18 protein-coding genes are annotated in these 21,037 nt (G+C 37.4%); 7 read left to right on the plus strand and 11 right to left on the minus strand.

Features of this window, described 5'->3' with window-relative positions; translation table 11 throughout:
• Positions 1 to 200: 200 nt before the first annotated feature.
• The 4 genes from ACQY77_RS07150 to ACQY77_RS07165 all read right to left on the minus strand — a co-directional run bounded on the left by ACQY77_RS07150 (position 201) and on the right by ACQY77_RS07165 (position 5,013).
• On the minus strand, positions 201 to 1,361 hold the full coding sequence (locus ACQY77_RS07150; protein ID WP_421938669.1) for an RsmB/NOP family class I SAM-dependent RNA methyltransferase: 1,161 nt from the start codon (positions 1,359 to 1,361) through the stop codon (positions 201 to 203).
• A 21-nt stretch (positions 1,362 to 1,382) separates the two neighbouring features.
• A complete protein-coding gene (locus ACQY77_RS07155) occupies positions 1,383 to 2,597 on the minus strand; it encodes an ABC transporter substrate-binding protein (RefSeq protein WP_421938668.1) in 1,215 nt (404 codons plus the stop codon).
• Between the two features lie 108 nt (positions 2,598 to 2,705).
• A complete protein-coding gene (gene guaA, locus ACQY77_RS07160; RefSeq protein ID WP_421938667.1) occupies positions 2,706 to 4,235 on the minus strand; it encodes a glutamine-hydrolyzing GMP synthase in 1,530 nt (509 codons plus the stop codon).
• Between the two features lie 544 nt (positions 4,236 to 4,779).
• Entirely contained in the window at positions 4,780 to 5,013 is a 234-nt protein-coding gene (locus tag ACQY77_RS07165; RefSeq protein WP_421938666.1) for a hypothetical protein, read from the minus strand.
• A gap of 477 nt (positions 5,014 to 5,490) precedes the next feature.
• Here ACQY77_RS07165 and ACQY77_RS07170 point away from each other — a divergent pair, with 477 nt between their 5' ends.
• Entirely contained in the window at positions 5,491 to 5,964 is a 474-nt protein-coding gene (locus ACQY77_RS07170) for a hypothetical protein (RefSeq protein WP_421938665.1), read from the plus strand.
• A gap of 3 nt (positions 5,965 to 5,967) precedes the next feature.
• Positions 5,968 to 6,330 carry a type II toxin-antitoxin system PemK/MazF family toxin gene (locus tag ACQY77_RS07175; RefSeq protein WP_421938664.1) on the plus strand — a complete coding sequence of 121 codons (363 nt, stop codon included), beginning with the start codon at positions 5,968 to 5,970 and terminating at the stop codon, positions 6,328 to 6,330.
• Between the two features lie 423 nt (positions 6,331 to 6,753).
• On the opposite strand, the gene ACQY77_RS07180 is transcribed toward ACQY77_RS07175, so the two are convergent.
• Genes ACQY77_RS07180 through ACQY77_RS07190 form a run of 3 tightly spaced genes read right to left on the minus strand, consistent with a single transcriptional unit; the run spans position 6,754 to position 8,981 of the window.
• Complete coding sequence (locus tag ACQY77_RS07180) at positions 6,754 to 6,993, minus strand: type II toxin-antitoxin system Phd/YefM family antitoxin (protein ID WP_421938663.1); 240 nt, start codon at positions 6,991 to 6,993, stop codon at positions 6,754 to 6,756.
• A gap of 39 nt (positions 6,994 to 7,032) precedes the next feature.
• Positions 7,033 to 7,488 (minus strand): deoxycytidylate deaminase, encoded by a 456-nt coding sequence (locus ACQY77_RS07185; protein ID WP_421938662.1) that lies wholly within the window; start codon positions 7,486 to 7,488, stop codon positions 7,033 to 7,035.
• Positions 7,489 to 7,547: 59 nt separating this feature from the next.
• Positions 7,548 to 8,981, minus strand: a complete 1,434-nt coding sequence (locus tag ACQY77_RS07190) for an MFS transporter (RefSeq protein ID WP_421938661.1) — start codon at positions 8,979 to 8,981, stop codon at positions 7,548 to 7,550.
• A gap of 145 nt (positions 8,982 to 9,126) precedes the next feature.
• On the opposite strand from ACQY77_RS07190, the gene ACQY77_RS07195 reads away from it, so the two are divergent.
• A complete protein-coding gene (locus ACQY77_RS07195) occupies positions 9,127 to 9,756 on the plus strand; it encodes a LysE family translocator (protein ID WP_421938660.1) in 630 nt (209 codons plus the stop codon).
• A 103-nt stretch (positions 9,757 to 9,859) separates the two neighbouring features.
• Here the strand turns inward: ACQY77_RS07195 and ACQY77_RS07200 are convergent, their stop codons facing one another.
• Positions 9,860 to 11,761 (minus strand): amidophosphoribosyltransferase, encoded by a 1,902-nt coding sequence (locus tag ACQY77_RS07200; protein WP_421938659.1) that lies wholly within the window; start codon positions 11,759 to 11,761, stop codon positions 9,860 to 9,862.
• 202 nt (positions 11,762 to 11,963) lie between these two features.
• Here ACQY77_RS07200 and ACQY77_RS07205 point away from each other — a divergent pair, with 202 nt between their 5' ends.
• From ACQY77_RS07205 to ACQY77_RS07220, 4 genes are all read left to right on the plus strand, one after another.
• Complete coding sequence (locus ACQY77_RS07205) at positions 11,964 to 14,738, plus strand: TonB-dependent receptor (protein WP_421938658.1); 2,775 nt, start codon at positions 11,964 to 11,966, stop codon at positions 14,736 to 14,738.
• 5 nt (positions 14,739 to 14,743) lie between these two features.
• The gene (locus tag ACQY77_RS07210; RefSeq protein WP_421938657.1) at positions 14,744 to 16,066 is read left to right on the plus strand and encodes a DUF4876 domain-containing protein; all 1,323 of its coding nucleotides are present in this window, start codon (positions 14,744 to 14,746) and stop codon (positions 16,064 to 16,066) included.
• Between the two features lie 205 nt (positions 16,067 to 16,271).
• Positions 16,272 to 17,672 carry a DUF6850 family outer membrane beta-barrel protein gene (locus tag ACQY77_RS07215; protein WP_421938656.1) on the plus strand — a complete coding sequence of 467 codons (1,401 nt, stop codon included), beginning with the start codon at positions 16,272 to 16,274 and terminating at the stop codon, positions 17,670 to 17,672.
• Positions 17,673 to 17,675: 3 nt separating this feature from the next.
• On the plus strand, positions 17,676 to 18,815 hold the full coding sequence (locus tag ACQY77_RS07220) for a cytochrome-c peroxidase (RefSeq protein ID WP_421938655.1): 1,140 nt from the start codon (positions 17,676 to 17,678) through the stop codon (positions 18,813 to 18,815).
• A gap of 131 nt (positions 18,816 to 18,946) precedes the next feature.
• Here the strand turns inward: ACQY77_RS07220 and murI are convergent, their stop codons facing one another.
• From murI to ACQY77_RS07235, 3 genes are all read right to left on the minus strand, one after another.
• A complete protein-coding gene (gene murI, locus ACQY77_RS07225; RefSeq protein ID WP_421938654.1) occupies positions 18,947 to 19,765 on the minus strand; it encodes a glutamate racemase in 819 nt (272 codons plus the stop codon).
• 103 nt (positions 19,766 to 19,868) lie between these two features.
• Entirely contained in the window at positions 19,869 to 20,447 is a 579-nt protein-coding gene (locus ACQY77_RS07230; RefSeq protein ID WP_421938653.1) for an OmpH family outer membrane protein, read from the minus strand.
• Positions 20,448 to 20,506: 59 nt separating this feature from the next.
• Positions 20,507 to 21,034 (minus strand): OmpH family outer membrane protein, encoded by a 528-nt coding sequence (locus ACQY77_RS07235; protein WP_421938652.1) that lies wholly within the window; start codon positions 21,032 to 21,034, stop codon positions 20,507 to 20,509.
• Positions 21,035 to 21,037: the final 3 nt, after the last annotated feature.

Raw genomic sequence — 21,037 nt, forward strand, 5'->3', positions numbered from 1 at the left:
ATAAACGAGCTCAGATTGATAATAATATAAAGTAAACAAGTGTGAATCTCCTGTAACATTTCGCCCCTTTCAACATCTAACTAACAAAGCAACAAGATGAACAGATTTGAAGAATATACTGCAATTATTGGAGGAATCGCTGTTTTAATCGAAGCTATAAAACACCTTAAACGAAAGTTTAAATCATGGTTTAAGCATGCCTAAGTTTTGATTAACCGGGCTACAAACATGGTATCAGCTTTCTGCCCGTAACCTTTAATCAATTCCATTTTTTCCAATTTTAAAGGCAGATTATCGAGCATAAACTGCACAACCTCTTCATTTTCTGCGGCAAAAGCAGAACAGGTAATGTAAATCAGGGGTTTATCCTGCTTAAGGTATTTGATTACATTTTGCGCAATGCCTTTTTGTATGGCAGAAAACTGGCCGATTTTTCGGGGATCGAAAAAAGTAAGCATTTCAGGCGTTCTTCCCCAGGTACCCGAACCGGTACAAGGTGCATCTAAAATAATACCATCAAATTCATAATGATGCAAGGACTGGTCGTTATTCTGCAACAGATCGAGTTCTTTCTTTTGATATTTCTTTATCCCTGCTAAGCGGAAACGCTCATCAAGATTAGCCAGTACACTCTCTCTTAAATCTGTTACCAATAAACTTAGGTTAGGTTCCAGACTATGCAAAAGCAAAGTTTTACCACCTGAGGCAGCGCAGCAATCCCACCATTTTTCCCATTTGTGTGGTTCGAAAAAGCTTACTGTATGTTGTGAGGATAAATCCTGAACCTGATAACTACCTTCTTTTAAAACGCCTTCCAGTTTAGTTCCGTTAGGTAAGGCTATAGTTGTTGATGATAATTGTTCTGCGGTTATTCCTGCTGATATCAAATCAGCCAGAACACCTTTCATCTGTGTATCTACAACACGGATAAACAGATCTGGTTGCTTAAAAAAAGATGCATAAAAGGCTGTATGATCCATATCTTTAGAGAGATAGGAATGGAAGGGGAATACTTCTTCCAGTTTAAAATCTGGATATTTACCCTGGATAAGTTCTATCTTTTGATCTAGGTTAGAAGCACTCTTTTCAGCTAGCTCAGGAAAATTTTTATTTACAATTAATCCGGGAGTTTCATGGCACAGAAAATCTGCAACGCTTAGCCGAAGCTCATTGCTCAAGTTTGAAAGCGCTTTCCCCAATCTAAAAAAGCTGTAAATATGACGAGTTGCCCATCTTCTGTCAGAAGAGCCCATTTGCTTGTTAAGCTTAAAGTATGAAGGTAAAAACCTGTGCAAAGGCATGCTACCATCATAACTGGATAAAATTTGCTCAAAAGCTTTTAACTGGTGCTCTGCTCTCATGTTAGTTGGGGAAAAATCTGATTATTCTACGATATTTAACGCGTAATTTTTATATCTCAACAGCATTAAACTGGTATTGATATAACCGAACTTCTCATCGTGTATGAAAGAGAAGCTATTATGTAAACCTTTGTATTTTTCTTTGGTCAGATAATCTCTGTAGTCTTCTCCGTAGGTAGCCAGCAATCTGCCAAAATAGTAGGCAATATCAAAGCCCTTAAAAGCATAATCGCCAGGTTCAAACCCGTATTTACTTCTGTATCGCTTAATAAATGAAACGACCGCAGCATTCTTATAATCAATTTTATAGGAAGAGCTGATTATGGTATTTAAATTCTCGAGCTTTTCAACCGGATAATTCTGCTTTACCCAATTGGGGTGACCAAAAAGCTGAATATTGTACCCTCCGGCAGCAAGATTTTTAAGCTTGTAAAGTTTTTCTATGGTAGGCAATACAAATGCACGATCAGCTGAGGTTACAATCACTGCATACTGCTTACCTTTAATCATCTTAGTTTCAAAGGCGTAAGAAGATGCGTATTCCTGAACAATAAATTTACCCTTAGCGGTATTTTCAAAAAAGGTTTTGATCGGTGATGCTAACTGTTCATCTTCCGTTTTCTTCGTATTGATTAACACTACGATTGTGTTGGCCGGATTAAAATTTCTGGCTATGTAGGCTGCAATTTTTTTCCCGTGAAGATCGATGTTATTTACAATCGATACCAAATTAGGATTGTTAAAATCTGCTGGTTGTGAGGCCGCCAAAGGCGATACTACTAAGTTGTTATTGTCTTTGGAGTAGTTGGCGATGAATTTTTGCCCTTCAGGAAAAACAGGGCCAATGATCAGATTACTTTGCTTAAAACCATCGTTTTTATACAGACTGGCGATATGGGTATTATCATCTCGCGTATCAAAAACATTGAGTTTAAAATTTAACCCAGAAGCGGCAACAGAATCAATTCCAAGTTTAAAGCCCTGATAAAAATCGATGGGCATGGCAAACTTTTCAATATCAGCTTTGGTAGCAGTTTTTAAATTAACCTCGTTGAGTTTAAAAGGAACCAGCAAAGAAATATTGGCTTGAGAAAACCTTTTAACAGGTTTCTTCTCTGCAACTTTTTCCTTTTCTGTTGGTTTTGATTCGGGCTTAGGCGTTCTGATCTTTGGCGAACAAGCCGCTAAGAAAACACATCCTAAAACCAGAAACCAATATTTATATTTTAAACGCATACCTTACTTTATTAACAAAATATGCTAGCAAAGTTTATTCCACCTTGCTAGCATAATCGTATCATTTATATAGACTCTCGACTAAATACTCAAGACTCTGGACTTAAATTATTCCCACTCAATAGTTGCAGGAGGTTTAGAGCTGATATCGTACACCACTCTGTTAATTCCCTTAACTTTATTAATGATTTCGTTAGATATTTTCGCCAATACCTCATATGGTAAATGACACCAGTCAGCCGTCATCCCATCAAGAGATTCTACTGCACGTAAAGCGATTACATTTTCATAAGTACGCTCATCACCCATTACGCCTACTGACCTTACGGGTAAAAATATGGCGCCTGCCTGCCAGATTTTATCATATAAACCAGCCTCTTTAAGGTTATTGATGTAAATATGATCTGCATCTTGTAAAATAGCTACTTTCTCTGGCGTAACCTCTCCGATAATACGGATACCTAAACCTGGCCCCGGGAAAGGGTGTCTGCCTAAAATGAAAGCTTCTAAACCTAACGTTGTTCCAACGCGGCGAACCTCATCTTTAAATAACGATTTTAACGGTTCAACCACCTTCAGTTTCATAAAATCAGGCAATCCACCTACGTTGTGATGAGATTTGATTGTTGCAGAAGGACCTTTAACTGAAACCGATTCGATTACATCCGGATAAATGGTTCCTTGTGCCAGCCATTTCACATCCTGAATCTGATGTGCTTCATCATCAAACACTTCGATAAACACACGGCCAATTATTTTACGTTTGGTTTCCGGATCTTCAACACCTGCTAATGCACCCAGGAAACGATCTTTAGCATCAACACCTTTAATGTTTAAGCCGAAATCTTTGTACTGTTCTAATACACTTTCGTATTCATTTTTACGTAGAAGGCCATTATCAACAAAAATACAATGAAGATTTTTGCCAATTGCTTTGTGAAGCAACACGGCAGCCACACTACTATCTACACCGCCAGAAAGGGCTAAAACTACTTTATCATCTCCTATTTGTGTTTGTAAATCGGCAATTGTTGTTTCCACAAAGGCTGCTGAAGTCCAATCCTGACTACAACCACAAATATCTACCAAAAAGTTTTCTAAAAGCACTTTACCATCAATACTGTGCGTTACTTCCGGGTGAAACTGGATAGCGTAAGTATCAGAGTTTTTTACGTGGTAAGCTGCTACCCTTACACTATCTGTGCTGGCAATCAGTTCAAAATTATCTGGAATTTGCGTGATGGTATCTCCATGGCTCATCCAAACCTGCGAATCGATATTAATGCCTTTGAAAAGCTTATTCTCCTGGTTTACAAAACTGAGGTTTGCACGTCCATACTCTCTTGTTGAAGAAGGCTGAACATCGCCACCTGAATGCTGGGCAATGTATTGTGCACCATAGCAAACGGCTAACACAGGGTATTTTAAATGAAATTTTGCTAAATCAATTTGAGGGGCATCCTCCTGACGAACTGAATAAGGACTTCCTGAAAAGATTACACCTTTTACATCGTCAGCAAATTCCGGAATATTGTTATAAGGATAAATTTCACAGTAAACATTCAGTTCGCGAACCCTACGGGCTATGAGTTGTGTATATTGCGAACCAAAATCGAGGATAATGATTTTTTCTAGCATGGGCAAAAGTAGTTATAATTAAGGAAAATTAAAAACCGTTAAATAAAGTATATAAAAATTGGTTTACTAATTTTTAAGATTCAAAAATTACCTATTTTTTTATGCTGACAATTCATTTCGCTCCAGACTGAACGCCTGTTTCGCTCCAAGCTGTACGCACTGATAAAAGCATCAGAAATCTTCACCTAGTGTCCAATAAAATTTCTAAGTTCAGGCCAAATTAAAGCCGTAGGAGTAAAACTGATACATGATGTAATTTGCATCCATTAGATTGGATTTAAACGCTTCAGAGTGTCATTTTGATGGATTTTCCGGTTTCGTCCGGAGGAGTATGGAATGGAGATTTAACGAAAAGCTGAATTTTGAAGGCCGAACCGAAAGATAAGGAGCACCTGGGGGAAGAAGAAAATTTGCAGCCAGACCGCTAAACGTTCAGATGGAAAGGAATGATTTAGCAAAAAATCCGGCAGCTAGATTTGCGTACAGTTTGTAGCGAAACGGACTGTACAGTTTTAATGAAATACGCATTTAGCCTTTTGCTTAGTTATTTGAAGATCTTCCACGTCTTATTTTTTTCCTGAAGCTTTTGTTTCAGTTTAATAACCCCCTGCTGAAATGCAGACATTGGTTTTCTGTCAAAAGCTTTGGATGTAGATATACCAACATCTGAGAAAATCTTCTTTAATCCCTGAGCGTTTTTCTTTGCTTCATTAATGTTTAATGTAGCGGTATAATTTAACCCCCTGGTGCCATTGGCTTTTACTTTTACTTTGCCCATAAAGCAAAAATACCTTGGATGGTTGGGGGAATTGGGGTGGGTATTACTAAGCGATATTAATAAATTTGTAATTTTATTTATGTTTCATTGCGGAAATTTTTAAACTGGAGAACAAGATCCATTATGAAAAATACAAAAATTCAAAATGCATCTAAATTGTTACATTTAATTTGAAAAGAGTATTTAGGTCTAAAAATTATGACTGGTCGGTACAAAATTTTGGTTATAATCAAAATTTGACGGTTTTCCGGAAAATAGAAAAGATTGATTAATGGATAGGCCTAGGAGAATTACGGTTTCACGTATTGCTTATATGAAACCAATCTCCTACATTAGACGTTAATTAAGCGTGCTTGCAAAAATGGTCATATGTTCCAAAGACATATTTTTTTGTACAACAAGGTTTTACTTAAAAAATATTACTACTTTTGCAGCCCGTAAAAAAATTGCAGAACCAAAAATAACACTCTCCTAAAAATGATGTCAGTTGTAGCACATAGGTCACCTGAAAGTAGCCCTTTGTTTGCGTTTCAAAAAATGCTCGAAGTTATATTTAAAGCGGCGAATGATGTTGAACATGATGTAAAGGAATGTTCGAAGCTTAGAGAGACAAGAAAATTATTGAAATCTGTGTCACCAGGATTGGTCAATTTGTTCATCGAAACTGATGAGGAAAACAGATCATTACTCGAAGATAAAGTGGTTAGTTTAAAAAATAGAGCTAGACTTTTAATTCATAAAATCAATAATGGAAGTATTCACTTTAAACACTCCTTAACAAAAACATTCGTATTAAGAGAACTACGTTTATTCGTATCTATTTTCTCATCATTACATGAAGAATTTTCTTCTCATATTTATAGTAAACCAGCATTAACATTGCCAGAAGAACATCCGCTGGCAAAAAAGGTGATAGCAACTTGGGGTGAACACTCTTTCCAAGATTGCTAATAAATGAAATTTAAAAGAGGCCAAGTTCTTGATTGTTTATGGGCAAAAAAGAGAAATTCTAATGGCACGGTTACATTAGAAGCACGACCTACTATTGTATTAAGAGATACAATGGACAAGCCAGATTTAGTGTCTTTGATTTACTGTACAACGCAAAACAAGGAACTTACTTACTCAAATCACATACTCATTAAAGAAGGCACCGATGAGTTTATCTTAATGGGCTTAGACCAAGATACATACATAGTTCCTCAATATTTTGAAAACGTTGAGGTTGAACTTATAACTAGAAAAAGAGGTCATTGTCCTGAAAATATCATGAAACAAATAGAAAAAGTATTAGAGGACTGGACTTTAGGGAAATAACACTAAGCCACCCTTCCAGGTGGCTTCATTTAAAATATATCATTAACATCCCTGACTTCCATCTTAGGCTTCTCGGCCGCTGATTCGGACTCGTCATCCTATGAATTTATTGCAGCTAAATATAAAGTGTAGTTTTTCCAGGTTGTTTCCCATAGAAGAGATTGCATGGTCACAGCTCCTTTAAAGTATCACAAAATACTGCCTATTCCTGTGTGTGGGAGGCTATCGACTTGATCCCGTCTAGCGGACTTGCGCTTGGTTCCAGTATCTTTACTGTTCCTCTCATCAAGGCAATAGAATTGAAAAAAGACTGCATGCCTTGCTAATTAAAACTGCATTTGCTGAATTGCCTGCCAGACCAGCATCTTATCAAAAGGATCTTTATGCCAAGTTTCTCTTTATTGATGATAATTAGTTGCTTCCTCAGGCAAAACCTAAAAACTCTTCTTCAGTTATTTTGAAATCGTCTTTAAATAAAACATCGGCCTTGCCGTCTAACAATCCCAAAGTACGTTTTCCTTTTTCTTTATTGAGCTTTGGAACAAAATATCCAATCACTTCCTTTTTCTTCCCATAAGTTACCGCAATCTCTTCTCCATCTTTAATTTGCTCAACGACTTCTGAAAAGTGAGTTTTAAATTCTCCAACCGACATTGTTTTCATATATTAATATAGGAAATATTTGACAACTTGTCAAGTAAGCTAACCCTCCATCAACTTCACCTCAACCCCAAATTTTCTCAAAAAGTCTACCCCCTCATCACTTGGTAAACCTTTATATGCAGCGTAAGATTTAGAATAGTATACCAGTTTAATACCTGACGACAAGATTAATCGCGCACATGCAATACAAGGCGACAGTGTAGTATATAAGGTGCAACCTTCTATTTTAGAGCCATTTTTTGAAGCATACAAAATTGCATTCTCTTCGGCGTGTAAAGCTAAAGAGCAGCTCCCTTTGCTGTCCCTCGCGCAGCCATGCTCCGGCCATTCTTCATCGCAATTGTGCGTACCCGCTGGCGGGCCATTATATCCGATGGAGATAATGCGCGTATCTTTAGTTAACACAGCACCTACATGAGCGCGAACACAATGTGAGCGGGCAGCCAGATCGGTTGCCAGGTTCATAAATATGGTATCGAAACTTGGTTTATCCATTATATTAAATAAAAAAGCCACAGGAAGATCCTGTGGCCGTAAAATTAATGCTTTAAATATTAATGTCCGCCAGAAATCTTTTTATCAAAACTGATTCCCTGGCTTCTTAAAATGCTGCTTACTCTCCAGGCATAAAACGCAAGGTACGCAAAACACAATACACCAATAATATAGCTGTATTGGATGCCTGTAAACTCTGAAATGAAGCCTTGTAACCAACTAACAATTCCACCGCCCATAATCATCATGATCAGGAAACTACTGCCCTGACTGGTATGTTTACCTAAACCACTAACCGCTAAAGTGAAGATACATGGCCATAATGTACTACAGAATAAACCTACACTGGTAAATGCATAAACACTTACCATACCCGTAGTGAACATTCCAATTAATGTTGCCAGAATACCGAAACCGGAGAAGATTAACAGCATTCTTGCCGGATTACCTTTACTGGCCATGTCTGCTCCGATTAATACTAAAATAATCAAAGCATATACGTAAAACGGGCCTAAATCGTGTTTAGCAATAGCGTTTACAATTAAGAATACCCCAAAAGCAAGATAAGGTGCAATAAACCTTAATATTTTTTGCGTACTCATGTTATCGGTAAATGCTTCAACTGCGCCCGTCCATCTACCAATCATTAAACTTGCCCAGTATAAAGAGATGTATGGAGCAACATCTGCTATGGCAAATCCTAAATCTTTTTCCATATAAGCAGGCAAATTACTTGCTGTAGAAACCTCTACACCTACGTACAGGAAAATTGCAATCATTCCCAATACCAACTGTGGAAATTTTAAAGCAGATCCTTCTATTTTAGCTTCGCCATCAGTCGCTTCAGAAAGTTCTGGTCTATCAGGCAATGATGAAAATTTTAAGAAAATAGCAACTGCAATAAAAGCCGCCCCCAATATTAAATATGGAATTTTAACACTCTCAATACTGATATTTGAAGTTGCACCTGTGTTAGAGCCAAAAATGGCAAAACTAACGATAAGTGGGCCAATGGTTGTTCCGAAATTGTTAATACCACCTGCTAACGTTAGTCTTTGAGATCCGGTAGTGATGGGACCTAAGGCAATAGCTAAAGGATTAGCTACCGTTTGTTGCAAAGAAAAGCCGAGGGCTACAATGAATAATCCCGAGAGCATTAAGGCAAATGAGCCGGTATTTGCAGCAGGGTAAAATAGCAATGTACCTACGGCAGATATGGCTAAACCGAGAGCTAAACCGTTTTTATAACCAATCCTGTTTACAATATCTTGCTTCATTACGACAGAAATCCCGTTGTAAATTAATGCGCCCACTGTATACGCAATATAAAATGCCAAAGAAACCAACTGACTTTGCGATTGGCTAAGTTTAAATGCTTCCTTAAATACAGGAATCAAGATGTCGTTACTTGCGGCTACGAAGCCCCAAAAAAAGAAAACCGTAACGAGGGGAATAAATTGCCCCCATTTGGTTTGTGTCTGCTCTGAATTCATTTTTAAAATTTAGTTTTAGTGGGGCTAAACTTAAATAAAAAAAAATTAAAATCGGGTAACTTTTGTGCAACCTGATGCAACAAAAATAAATGTGAGATGTTTAGGTATAAAATTGCATATTCGCATATCATAAACAATACAATGCATGTTTGAAGCCATCATCTTAGGTATAGGGGCAGGGATTATTTCGTCGTTTTTAACAGGTCCGGTATTTTTTGCAATGATCAAAACCAGTATAGAAAGAGGCTTCAAAGCTGGCTTTTCTCTAGCCATTGGTGTCATTATCAGCGATGTAGTCTTAATAGGCCTCGTACTTTTTGGTAGTCAGTTTTTCGAGTATAAATCAGAATTTGATAAATATGTGGGCACCGTTGGAGGTGCCTTTTTATTGGCGGTAGGCATATACTACCTGCTTTCTAAAATTAAAGTACATTATGATAATGCCACACTCCAAAAGGTAAGTAAGCGCAATTACATCCTCAAAGGATTCTTAATGTGCATACTCACACCTTCTACTTTAATGTTCTGGATTATCGTTAGCGGAATCATTTCCGTTAAACTCAACAACATGCTGACCGAGAAACTGGTCTGTTTTTTTATTGCGATGGCCACACAGCTGAGTATTGATGCTACCAAAAGTTTCTATTCGAGCAAACTGCGCTACAAGATTAAGGAAGATGCACTAAAAAAGCTTAATAAAATTGCCGGAGTGGTCATCATATTTTTCGCCATATGGCTCATTGTCAAAACGTATTTGAAGTTTTACGCCGCGTAGTTGTAGTTATTTGCTTGTAAGTGATAAGTTATCAATTGCCTGATAAACTTACAACCCGTACACCATAAAAAATCAAAAGCCCCGAAATTGTCGGGGCTTTTGATTAATATGCTCTTTGGTTATTTCCTTCTTTCCAGTTGATAAAGGCCTTGTTTACGACCTTATTACCCCCAGGGGTTGGATAGTTTCCGGAGAAGTACCAATCACCTTTGTTTTTCGGACAAGCCTCATGCAGGTTTTCCAGACTCTGGTAAATTACTTCTACTTCAGCCACTGTGCCTTTTGGCGTAATAATCTCTGCAATCTTCGCAGAAATCTCCTCAGGAGTAAAGGGTTTGTAAATATCTTTAACGTGATTTACGATCTCCTCTTTGGGTAACAATAAAGATGCTTTACATTTGGTGTACACATCTTCAATTACCTGCCACATCCCGCGCTCAGTAAGCAACTGTATAGCTGCATCGAAAGCCACAAACTGCCCCATCCTGCTCATATCTATACCGTAACAGTCAGGATAACGGATCTGAGGTGCAGAAGAAACAATAATAATTTTTTTAGGATGTAAACGATCTACAATCTTAATGATACTCTGTTTAAGGGTGGTACCACGAACAATCGAATCATCCAGTGCCACCAGGGTATCCTGATGATTGTTAATAATACCATAAGTGGTATCGTATACGTGCGCAACCATTTCACTTCTATCCGCATCTTGCGTGATGAAAGTACGAAGCTTCACGTCTTTAACAGCCAATTTTTCTACACGCGGAGCCAATGACAACAATTCTTCTAATTGTTCATCGTTCAGTTGCTCCTTTTTATGTAATAGCGTATCCTTTTGCAGTTTGCGCACATATTGATTTACCCCATCAACCATACCAAAGAAGGCTACCTCTGCAGTATTTGGAATGAAAGAGAAAACAGTGTTTTTTAAATCGTGCTTAACCGCATCTAATATTTTATCTGTTAATAACCTACCCAATTGCTTACGCTCGCGGTAGATTTCAGCATCGCTTCCTTTTGAGAAATAAATACGCTCAAACGAGCAGGAAAGGCGTTCTGTAGGCTCACGGAACTGCTCCATACTTACTTCACCATCTTTCTTAATAATTAAGGCATGACCTGGATCAATTTCCTTAATATCTTTAAATTGAATATTGAAAGCGGTTTGTAATGCCGGACGCTCAGAGGCTGCTACTACAATTTCATCATCATAGTAATAATATGCCGGACGAATTCCTGCCGGATCGCGCATGATAAACGAATCACCGTTACCCACCATACCACAGATTGAATATCCTCCATCCCAGGTTTTAGCTGAACGGCGAAGAATATTTGCAATATTGAGGTTATCAGAAATTTTGTGTGTGATGGCTACGTTATCGTGACCTTCTTTTTTATAGGCATCAAAAAGCTCCTGGTTTTCATCGTCTAAGAAGTGACCGATTTTCTCCAGTACCGTAACCGTATCCGCTTTTTCTTTTGGATGCTGGCCCAGTTCGTAAAGTTGCTCCAGTAGTTCGTCAACATTGGTCATGTTGAAATTACCGGCAATAACCAGGTTTCGGGTCATCCAGTTGTTCTGGCGTAAAAAAGGATGGCAATTTTCGATGCTGTTTTTTCCATGTGTACCATAACGCAAATGGCCCAATAACACCTCGCCAATAAAGCTAACGTTGTTTTTGAGCCACTCTGTATCCTGCATCAGTTCAGGGGTATTTTCCTGAATATCTACAAACTTATTTTGTACATATTCAAAAATATCTGCTACGGCATTCGAAGCCATGCTCCGATATCGGCTGATATACCTGCTGCCTGGCTTCATATCCAATTTAATGGTTGCAATACCTGCGCCATCCTGGCCCCGGTTGTGTTGCTTTTCCATTAAGAGATATAACTTGTTTAGGCCGTAAAGGGCAGTACCGTACTTTTGCTGGTAGTATGAAAGTGGTTTTAACAGGCGAATAAACGCGATTCCGCATTCGTGTTTTATCTGATCACTCATTGTGTGGGTTTGAAGCCGCAAAGTTATCCTTTTAAATAATTACAACCTAGATAAAAATGCATTCTTTTTAGAATGATGAGGTTTGGCTGACAGAGGAGGTAAATCGTTAAAACGCTGTATGATTAATTAGAATCTTTCTAAATAATTTGCAACCTAAGTGTATTTTTAACACTTTTGCGTAATTATTAAGATTTAGTCTAAATTGAAAAAACTTTACACATCCTTATTTTTATTTTTTATTTGTTTCAGTGGTCTGGCGCAGGTAAAAAACGTGGTTACCGGAAAAGTTGTAGATCCACAAAACAAAGCCTTAGAATTGGTAAATATCAAGGTTGTAGAAACCAACCAGTATACCATTACCGATAAGAATGGAATATTCAGGATCAACGGATCGGAAACAAACAACATTTTAACGCTCGAGTTTTCCTATATCGGCTACCAGAAGCTAAGCTTACCCCTAACCGTTAAAGCAGGAGAAACCAATCTTGGAAATATCCGGTTAAAGGTTTTAGATCTAAGTTTGGAGAATATTGAGATTAATGCCAAGCGTAATTATTCAGGTTCTACCAACTCTTCATTGATTATTAACCGGGATATGATTGAACAAATACCTGCGCTTAGTGTGAATGATCTGTTAAATCAGATTCCGAATCGAAAGATTACGCCCCCTTCTTTGCAAAATATTCAAAATCTAACTCTTCGCTCTGCATTTGAACCTACAACTTCTGGTAGGGACCCGTTTACCCTTAATAACTCATTTGGGGTTGCGATCATATTGGATGGAAATAATATTTCAAACAACGCCAATATGCAGGGTTACAACCCTGGCCTAAGGGGATTGGGCAACACAAGTGTGAGTAGTAATGATTTTGGATTAACTGGCACTACATCCACAAGTTCTTATAGCGGCGATTTCGCTTACGGTGGTACAGATTTAAGGCAGATTCCCGCAGATAACATTGAAAGTATCGAAGTGATAGCCGGGGTGCCTTCTGTAAAATACGGAGATTTATCTGACGGTGCAGTAATTATTGAGCGTCAAGCAGGAAAATCACCAGCTTACGTACGGATGCAAGTTCGCGATAATGCAACTTCCTATAATTTCTCCAAAGGATTTTTACTTAGCCCTAAACTTGGAAGCTTCAATGTAGGCGTAAACTATGTTAATTCTTATGCTGACAACAGAGATAAAATTAAAGCATACAAACGCATCAATACAAATGCAATGTGGACAAATACGTTTGGAAAAGATAAAAAGCTTAAGAATACATTGGGTTTTGATTATGGCAGAAATCTAGATGGTATAAAAAAAGATGATGATGATCCAACCAGTAAAATATTGAATTTTAATAGTTGGAATTTAAGTTTAAGCAATAGAACAAGTTATCGTGTTGAAGGCGGTTTCCTTAAAAATATTAGCCTTAATTTGAGGTATAGTAATTCTCACCAAAGGAGTTATACAGAGCAATTTGTAAATAGTCCGTATGTTTTATATAGTAATTCTACTGAAACCGGGCTTACTAACGGCATCTATGATAAAGGAATTTATACGGCCATAAGTAATGTTGATGGTAGACCGGTAACTGCCTCTGCACAACTGGATATGAATGCAGAATTCGGAACTGGTAGTGTAGCTCATAATATAAACTTTGGAGGAAATTTCTCTTATGCAACGAATAAGGGGCTGGGAAGATTATCGGATCCCAGCAGACCAAGAATTGGTTACAATACAACTGGAAATTCACTTTCAAGCGGACCATCCGAACGTTACTACGATTTCTCTCTAATATATGCCCAAAAGGATTTTGGTTTATATGCAGAAGATGTTTTCTCAGTAAAAATGAATGGCCGAGATCTAAACTTTCGAGGTGGTTTTCGCTTAGATGGACAGAATGGTTTTGTTACACTTTCTCCACGTACAAATATAAACTATCAGCTAACTGATAACTTTAGATTAGGTTTGGCATATGGTCTTTCTGTTAAATCTCCAGGCTTAGCCCAGAGATATCCAGGCCCAACTTTCGTTGATATTCCATTACTCAATGCCTATAATGGAAATGCAAATGAGAGTATGAGTATTTTCTATATCCAGCGTTTTGATCCTGATGGCACCAAATTAAAGTCTTCAAAGGGACAGACTTTTGAACTCTCCGGTTTATACAAGCTTAAGGATTATCAGGTTTCATTTTCACTCTTTCACAAATTAAATACTCAAGGATATAATACGATAAATCAATATGATATCCTAACTCTTCCTCAATATTCCGCAGTCTTTGTGCCCGGATCAAAGCCCGTTATCAATCAAATTGGTGAAAAAAGATTTCTTATATCTCACAATGAGTTTGATAACGCCCTTCGATCCAATAATCAAGGTTTTGATATGATCTTGACTACACCAAAATATGAGTTAATATCAACTTCTTTTAATATAAGTGGAGGGATTTACCGTTCAAGCTACCAAGAAACGAATGATCGTTTAGGATCAACGGTATCGGACAATAATACAAATCCAGATTATCCTATTACTGGAATTTACGCACCAAGAAAACGCACTACTTATTTTAGCTCTGGCAGAATAACATCATCTACACACATTCCTGCAATAAGCTTAATTGTACAGCTAACAGCAGAGTTTAGCTTTTTAAATAAGACACTTATCAATCCAAATGATGGAGTTCCAAAAGCTTATTTTACTCGCGATGTTAGGTATGTTGAAATTTCTAATCCTGATCCAAATAGCCCTGTATATGGACATTTGTTTGTACCTGAAAACGAGCTAACTTCTGACAATCAATTTCGAATCTATTCTAACTATCATTTGAGTTTAGCCAAGGAGATTAAGAAGCGATTTCGATTTGCATTCAATGCATACAATTTTTTAAACTATCAGCCAAGATATCAAAAACCAAATTCTATTACAGTAGTGACTCCTAATAGCGCACCGACTTTTGGTATAGAATTATCCCTAAAACTTTAATATCCATGAGAAAAATTTTATTAATAATAGTTATTGGATTATTGGCAGCTTGCAGCAAAGAGCATTATCCCGACCTGTCCCAAACAGATTTAAACTTAAAAGTGGCTTTTGACCTTTCAAATAGCGGCTATACGTTTCCTATTGAAAACATAACGGTTCGATTAAAGAGCCTGATTTCAGGCAAATACCGCACAATAGTAACAAACGATAAAGGACTAGGAACATTTACTGATTTACCAGCGGGCAGGTATGATATTGACGTATCTTATACAATCTCTGCTGTAGATTATACTGCAATTACAGGAATAATAACTACAAAGCCGGTAATTTTCAATGCTTCAGAAAAAAACAGGTTAGTTAATAAAGACAATACTACACTTTTGACGTTAAATCTGAAATCTGGCGTAATCGGTTCCTGGCTTGTAAAGCAAGTGTATTATGCTGGTTCGGATAGAACCTTAGGCGCGCTTTATCGTGACCAATTTATCGAAATTTATAATAACACAGATCAAGTAATGTATGCCGACAGCTTATATATTACAGAAATATGGGGTAGACAAAGTACCACAAATACAACTTTTAATTTGCAAGCTAATGGGCAATACGATTGGTCAAAATCTCTTAACATGGTAACAACGAATGGAGATCCAAATACTGATTTCGTATATGCAAAAACGCTATGCATGATTCCGGGATCAGGTAAAACTTATCCCGTAAAACCTGGAGAAAGCTTTGTCTTGGCACAAACAGCACTAAATCATAAATCGCCATTTACCGGAACCGATGGACAAACAATCTCTGTAAGAAACCCTGAACTTACAGTTGATTTAAGTAAAGCAGAATTCGAAGCGTTTTATGGATCCTTTTTACCAAAACCATTGGATTCAGATATCGACAATCCACTGGTTCCAAACGTAGAGGTTTTATCTTATACAGGAAATGATATGATTTTAGATAATACCGGAAGGACTGGAATTGCAATTTTTAAGGTAGACAATACCCAAAATGTAAAAAATTGGCCAATGTATAATGAGCCAACTAAAACCACCCCTTCTGCTTCTGCGCGTAAATACTATCAAATTCCTTCAAAATACATTATTGATGCGATGGAGATACAACCGAACGTACCTACCTCACGCCTTCCGAAAAAATTAGGTGCCGACCTTGATGCAGGATTTGCATTTGTTCCGACAGGAGCCTATACTTCCCAATCGGTAATCAGAAAAACAGAAAGAATAGAAAACGGAAGAGTTATACTTAAAGACACAAACAACTCTACAGAAGATTTTGACTTTTTGAATATCGCGCAACCAAAAGCCTTTAAATAAAATTCACAGTACCATTTAGTTTTACATGAGAAAACTCTTTTACATATCCACCCTCATCGTCTTATCTTCGACTCAACTTTTTGGACAAACCAAAGAAAGCCTTTCGAGAATACAAGCAACAGAAAGCAAATCTTATTCTATTGATTCAGCACTAGTACAACTATACAATTTTTCAAAGGAAAACTCCTTTTTTATTGAAAAGCTGATGCCAAACAAGTACAACAATTTATCAGTTAAGTACGATTTTGCCAAAGGACACTATATACCCGTTCAAGGTGCCTCGCAAGTACAAAGCATATCCTTATTTAGCGAAGGTAAAACAACATTGGAAAAGTTTCACTTGTATGGTTCTTTTAATTACCAAAGAAGTACGGAGGACAGTACAAGATGGGCACACCAATCAAGATTTAATAATAGCTCACCATTATACTTCGGTTCAATGAAAAACAATCATTATGAACGATCGGTATATCAAATTAATGCTGCTATAAGCAGGCCTATGATTGAGCATAATCTCCCGATATCCATAGGATTGGAATATAGGATTGGAAACCATTTCAGTAATAATGATCCTCGAGGGGATATTAAAGATTTTCAGCTCAACATTAATCCCGCTATCGGATACACCTTTGGAGAAAAGTTATCCATTGGTTTGGGTTATCAGTACGGATATGGCAGAGAACAAATTGGTGTTGGATATAAGAATAGTTCCTATACAGAAAATACTGTAGATGCTCAACTTTCCAATTACTTAATAACCGGCTATGGCGGAGCTCAGTTATTTCAAATCAAAAATCAGTTGAGGTATAATAATGATCAAAATCGTCAATATGCGAAGTTCTTTATTAACTATAGTGGCTTATCCAATGCGAATATCATTCTCGCCCTAAAAAAAGGAAAAGAAAATGAGTTATTCAAAAGAAACTTAACAGATAATCCAGGCTACAATACATTGATGTCTTATGAAATCAATCACACATCAGCGGATTTAATCTGGTACAAGCGAGGAGAGCAGGCCGAGATAAATTTCTCTTTAAACTATGATTACAAAGCTGGTAGTGGTTATGACCAGGAGTTAGCCGGTGTTAATTATATTAACGATGAAGAGTGTTATGGCTTAAAAATCTATTATACACTAAAAGGTAAGAATGGCCTAATCAATAATTTAAATTTTGGGGTCCAACATATAGAAAACGTTAAACGAGATGGCAATAATGGTATTGACATCTCCTTTAACAGAATTAAACTTAATGCAGGTTGGGGCATAAATAAACCTTTAAAGAAAAATCATAGCATTGGTGCCGGGATATCAACATTTTACATTCTAAAAACCTCATCGACCTTTTTGGCACCTATAGAAAATGAAAATATTTTTTTTAATTCCGTAATGTATCCAGATTACCTGTTTTATACTTCAAACAATTACTCAGTGGCTTTGTCAGCTGATTATTCATTCCCAAGCTTTAAAGGAATACAAACTTCTATTAAGCTCTCTGGGAATTATATTCAAAGACTTGGAAACTATATTGATCTGCAAAGGACTATCCTAAATACCCCCGGCAAAGATCGTTTTTCTTCCAATATCAGCCTAAATCTGTATTTTTAACCCATGAATAAAGTTTTTGTTGCGCTCGCTGTTGTATTTTCTGTTCTCCTTTTGTTTTCATTCCAATCTGGCGATTTTAACAATGAAGATGAACTGAGCATTGATAGCTTACGCAAAGTTTATTCAAAAACTACTGATCAATGGCCTAAACCTACTGTTGATGAAGGTGCTGTTTTTCAGGAATTAAGCGAACTTCCGCCCTCGCCTGTCGATTTAAAAAATGATTCGGTAAAAAATGTAGTAGAGCTTGGTAAAATCTTATTCTTCGATCCCCGCCTTTCAGGATCAAATCAGATTTCTTGTTCCAGTTGCCATGCTCCTGATTTGCACTGGTCAGACGGCCGGCAGGTTTCTGTAGGACATGACCACCTAACGAATATTCGCAACGCCCCTTCTTTAGAGAATGTTTGGTTTTATAAAAGATTATTCTGGGATGGACGTGCAAAAAGTTTAGAAGAACAGGCTGAAAGCCCGGTAGCAGCACACAATGAAATGCATCAGGACATGAAGGTTCTTCCGAAGAAGCTGAGCAAAATTAAAGGCTATCAGCCCTATTTTACGGCCGCATTCGGATCAAAAGAAATTACCAATAAACGAATTTTCGAGAGTTTAGCTACTTTTCAGCGTACCATCGTAAGCAGAAGAACACCTTTTGATCGTTTTTTAGCCAAAGATAAAAAGGCTTTGACCGATCAGCAGATTATGGGCTTACATTTATTCAGAACAAAAGCCCGCTGTATCAATTGCCACAATGGTCCTTTATTTACGGATAATGAGTTTCATAATGACGGACTAACCTATTTCAAAAGAAAATATGAAGACTTAGGTTTATATAACGTCACCAAAAAACCTGAAGATGTGGGCAAATTTAAGACACCTGGCTTAAGAAACGTAATGAAAACTGCACCATGGTTTCACAACGGTTTGTTCCCCGATATGGACGGGGTAATGAACATGTACAATGTAGGGATGCCGGTACAGCGTGTTAGGCCAGAACAGGTAAACGATCCTCTTCTCCCTAAAAATGATAAGCTCCTGAAAGGTTTAATGTTGAGTAAGGCTGAAAAAGATGCAGTGGTCTCTTTTCTGGATGCATTAACCTCTCCTACCGTATTAATCAGAGTGGAGCAATTGCCTAAGTAAGCAGGATTATTAGTCCATTAGTCCATTAGTCCATTAGTCATTGGTGCATTAGTCATTAGTTTATTGGTCATTGGTTATTGGTTTGTAAAAAGCAAACTCAAAAACCACCTGATTTTATTTAATTTAAAGCCTTACATCTTAGCCGATTTCAACGGCTCACCGAAAAATATTGAGGCATGCGCATCGAAGGCCAATGGATCGCCACTAGTATAAAAAGATTTAGAACCCGTTTTACCTAGTTTTTGTTCGATTTCCGGGTGTCTGGCCAGATAATCGACCAAACTGTTTGCCACTATTTCTCCCTGGCTTAGAATCTCTATATAATCGGGAAAGGTTTTTTTCAGTTTTGGAAGCAATAAAGGGTAGTGCGTACATGCCAAAAGTACACAATCAATATCATCAGATTGTGCCATCAGTTGGTTGCAGTACTCCTGGATAAAAAAATCTGCACCTGCTTGTAGATGTTCATTATTCTCAATGAGTGGAACCCACATGGGACAGCTTTGCTGATAGACCTTAACTTCTGGAAAAAACTTATTAATCTCTAAAAGATAAGATTCAGAATTAACGGTACCACGCGTTCCCATTACCCCTACTGCCTGGCTTTTAGTGTAGCTGCCAATAACTTCGGCAGTAGGCCTGATCACTCCAAGCACCCTTCTGTCAGGATATTTGGCTGGCAGATCTCTTTGTTGTATGCTGCGCAGCGCTTTTGCAGAGGCCGTATTGCAGGCCAGTATAACCAGCTGACATCCTTTAGCGAAAAGCCACTCTACACACTCTAATGTATATTTATAAATGGTATCGAAAGAATGATCTCCGTAAGGCGAACGGGCATTGTCTCCCAAATAGATATAATTGTATGCAGGTAAACGTTCGGCTATAGCTCGAAAAACGGTCAATCCGCCATAGCCTGAATCAAATATTCCTATCGGTGATGTATTCTTCATTATTATTGGACAATATAATCCCTTTAAAACAATAAAGCGGAAACAAGTTAAACTTATTTCCGCTTTATTAAATGGCTCGAGACTGACGACTCAAGACTGTTGACTATTTTTTAGGTGCAGCTGGTTTAGCAGCAGTTGCTGTAATACCTAATTTAGTTTTAACTGCAGCAGTGATATCATCACCACCTTCCCAGAATACTAAATTGTTACCACCTTGACCGTTTGCGATATCGAAAACGTAAGCCAATCCTTTTTCTTTTGCTACAGCAGAGATTGCTGTTGCTACTTTAGCCTGGATAGGTTGGAATAATTCGCCTTGTTTAGTGCCAATATCTTGTGATGCTTTAGTACGGGCATCAGTAATGCGTTTTTCTAGGTCTTGTAATTCTTGTCCAGCTGTTTGTAATTCTTTACCTACAACTTCTTTGTTAGCCTCACTTAAAGTTTTTTCTTTAGCCTGAGCTGCCGCTAACTTAGTCTGATATTCTTTGATCATTGCATCAATATCAGTTTGTTTTTGTTTACCTAATGTTTCTAAGGTAGTTTGTGCTGCTTTAGCATCTGGTAAGTTAGCAAAAACCTCTTCAGAATTAATGTGACCTACCTTTTGTTGTGCACTCGCCATATTCGCTGTAAACAATAACCCTGCTGCTACAAAGAATACGTTAATTAACTTTCTCATCTTTTCTATTTTACTTTTTTATTTTTTCTAATTGTTTTTTCGATTCCTGGGCGAATATACTAATTTGCCGTTCCTGGTTTATATCCTAATTTTACAATTACATCACTACTTAAGTCATAATTGCTACTGGCATAAATCATCATTGTTGCCTCGCTACTTTTATCGAAGATAAAATCTAAATATTTCGCTTTAGCAATTTGTTTAATGGCTTCTGCTACCTTATCCTGAATAGGCTTAATCAGCTTTGCCCTGCTTTGAAAAAGTTCTCCATCCGGACCAAACTTCTGACGTTGAAATTCTTTGGCTTGTTTTTCTTTCTCGATAATTTCGTTTTCACGGCGTTTACGCATATCATCAGTTAATAAAACCTGATCTGCCTGATAGGCCTTATACATGCGGTCTATTTCTGAAAAATTCTGATCTACCTGCTGTTGCCACTGTTTAGAAGCTACATCTAACTGGCTTAACGCCGATTTGTATTCTGGCAGATGTTTTAAAATATACTCTGTGTCTACATAAGCAAACTTTTGGGCAAAAGCACCAAAGCTTGTGCAAAGTAGAAATGCGATAAAAAGATACTTTTTCATTGT

The sequence above is a fragment of the Pedobacter sp. genome, from assembly GCF_965279535.1.
In the GTDB taxonomy this organism is placed as follows: domain Bacteria; phylum Bacteroidota; class Bacteroidia; order Sphingobacteriales; family Sphingobacteriaceae; genus Pedobacter.

Bases quoted from the DNA above. Each gene is read 5' to 3' on its own strand.
- ACQY77_RS07200 (WP_421938659.1), bottom strand. From the start codon at position 11,761: ATGAGTGATCAGATAAAACACGAATGCGGAATCGCGTTTATTCGCCTG.
- ACQY77_RS07185 (WP_421938662.1), bottom strand. From the start codon at position 7,488: ATGGATAAACCAAGTTTCGATACCATATTTATGAACCTGGCAACCGAT.
- murI (WP_421938654.1), bottom strand. From the start codon at position 19,765: ATGAAGAATACATCACCGATAGGAATATTTGATTCAGGCTATGGCGGA.
- ACQY77_RS07165 (WP_421938666.1), bottom strand. From the start codon at position 5,013: ATGGGCAAAGTAAAAGTAAAAGCCAATGGCACCAGGGGGTTAAATTAT.
- ACQY77_RS07150 (WP_421938669.1), bottom strand. From the start codon at position 1,361: ATGAGAGCAGAGCACCAGTTAAAAGCTTTTGAGCAAATTTTATCCAGT.
- ACQY77_RS07175 (WP_421938664.1), top strand. From the start codon at position 5,968: ATGAAATTTAAAAGAGGCCAAGTTCTTGATTGTTTATGGGCAAAAAAG.
- ACQY77_RS07210 (WP_421938657.1), top strand. From the start codon at position 14,744: ATGAGAAAAATTTTATTAATAATAGTTATTGGATTATTGGCAGCTTGC.
- ACQY77_RS07230 (WP_421938653.1), bottom strand. From the start codon at position 20,447: ATGAGAAAGTTAATTAACGTATTCTTTGTAGCAGCAGGGTTATTGTTT.
- ACQY77_RS07220 (WP_421938655.1), top strand. From the start codon at position 17,676: ATGAATAAAGTTTTTGTTGCGCTCGCTGTTGTATTTTCTGTTCTCCTT.
- ACQY77_RS07235 (WP_421938652.1), bottom strand. From the start codon at position 21,034: ATGAAAAAGTATCTTTTTATCGCATTTCTACTTTGCACAAGCTTTGGT.
- ACQY77_RS07180 (WP_421938663.1), bottom strand. From the start codon at position 6,993: ATGAAAACAATGTCGGTTGGAGAATTTAAAACTCACTTTTCAGAAGTC.
- ACQY77_RS07170 (WP_421938665.1), top strand. From the start codon at position 5,491: ATGATGTCAGTTGTAGCACATAGGTCACCTGAAAGTAGCCCTTTGTTT.
- ACQY77_RS07195 (WP_421938660.1), top strand. From the start codon at position 9,127: ATGTTTGAAGCCATCATCTTAGGTATAGGGGCAGGGATTATTTCGTCG.
- ACQY77_RS07155 (WP_421938668.1), bottom strand. From the start codon at position 2,597: ATGCGTTTAAAATATAAATATTGGTTTCTGGTTTTAGGATGTGTTTTC.
- ACQY77_RS07215 (WP_421938656.1), top strand. From the start codon at position 16,272: ATGCCAAACAAGTACAACAATTTATCAGTTAAGTACGATTTTGCCAAA.
- guaA (WP_421938667.1), bottom strand. From the start codon at position 4,235: ATGCTAGAAAAAATCATTATCCTCGATTTTGGTTCGCAATATACACAA.
- ACQY77_RS07190 (WP_421938661.1), bottom strand. From the start codon at position 8,981: ATGAATTCAGAGCAGACACAAACCAAATGGGGGCAATTTATTCCCCTC.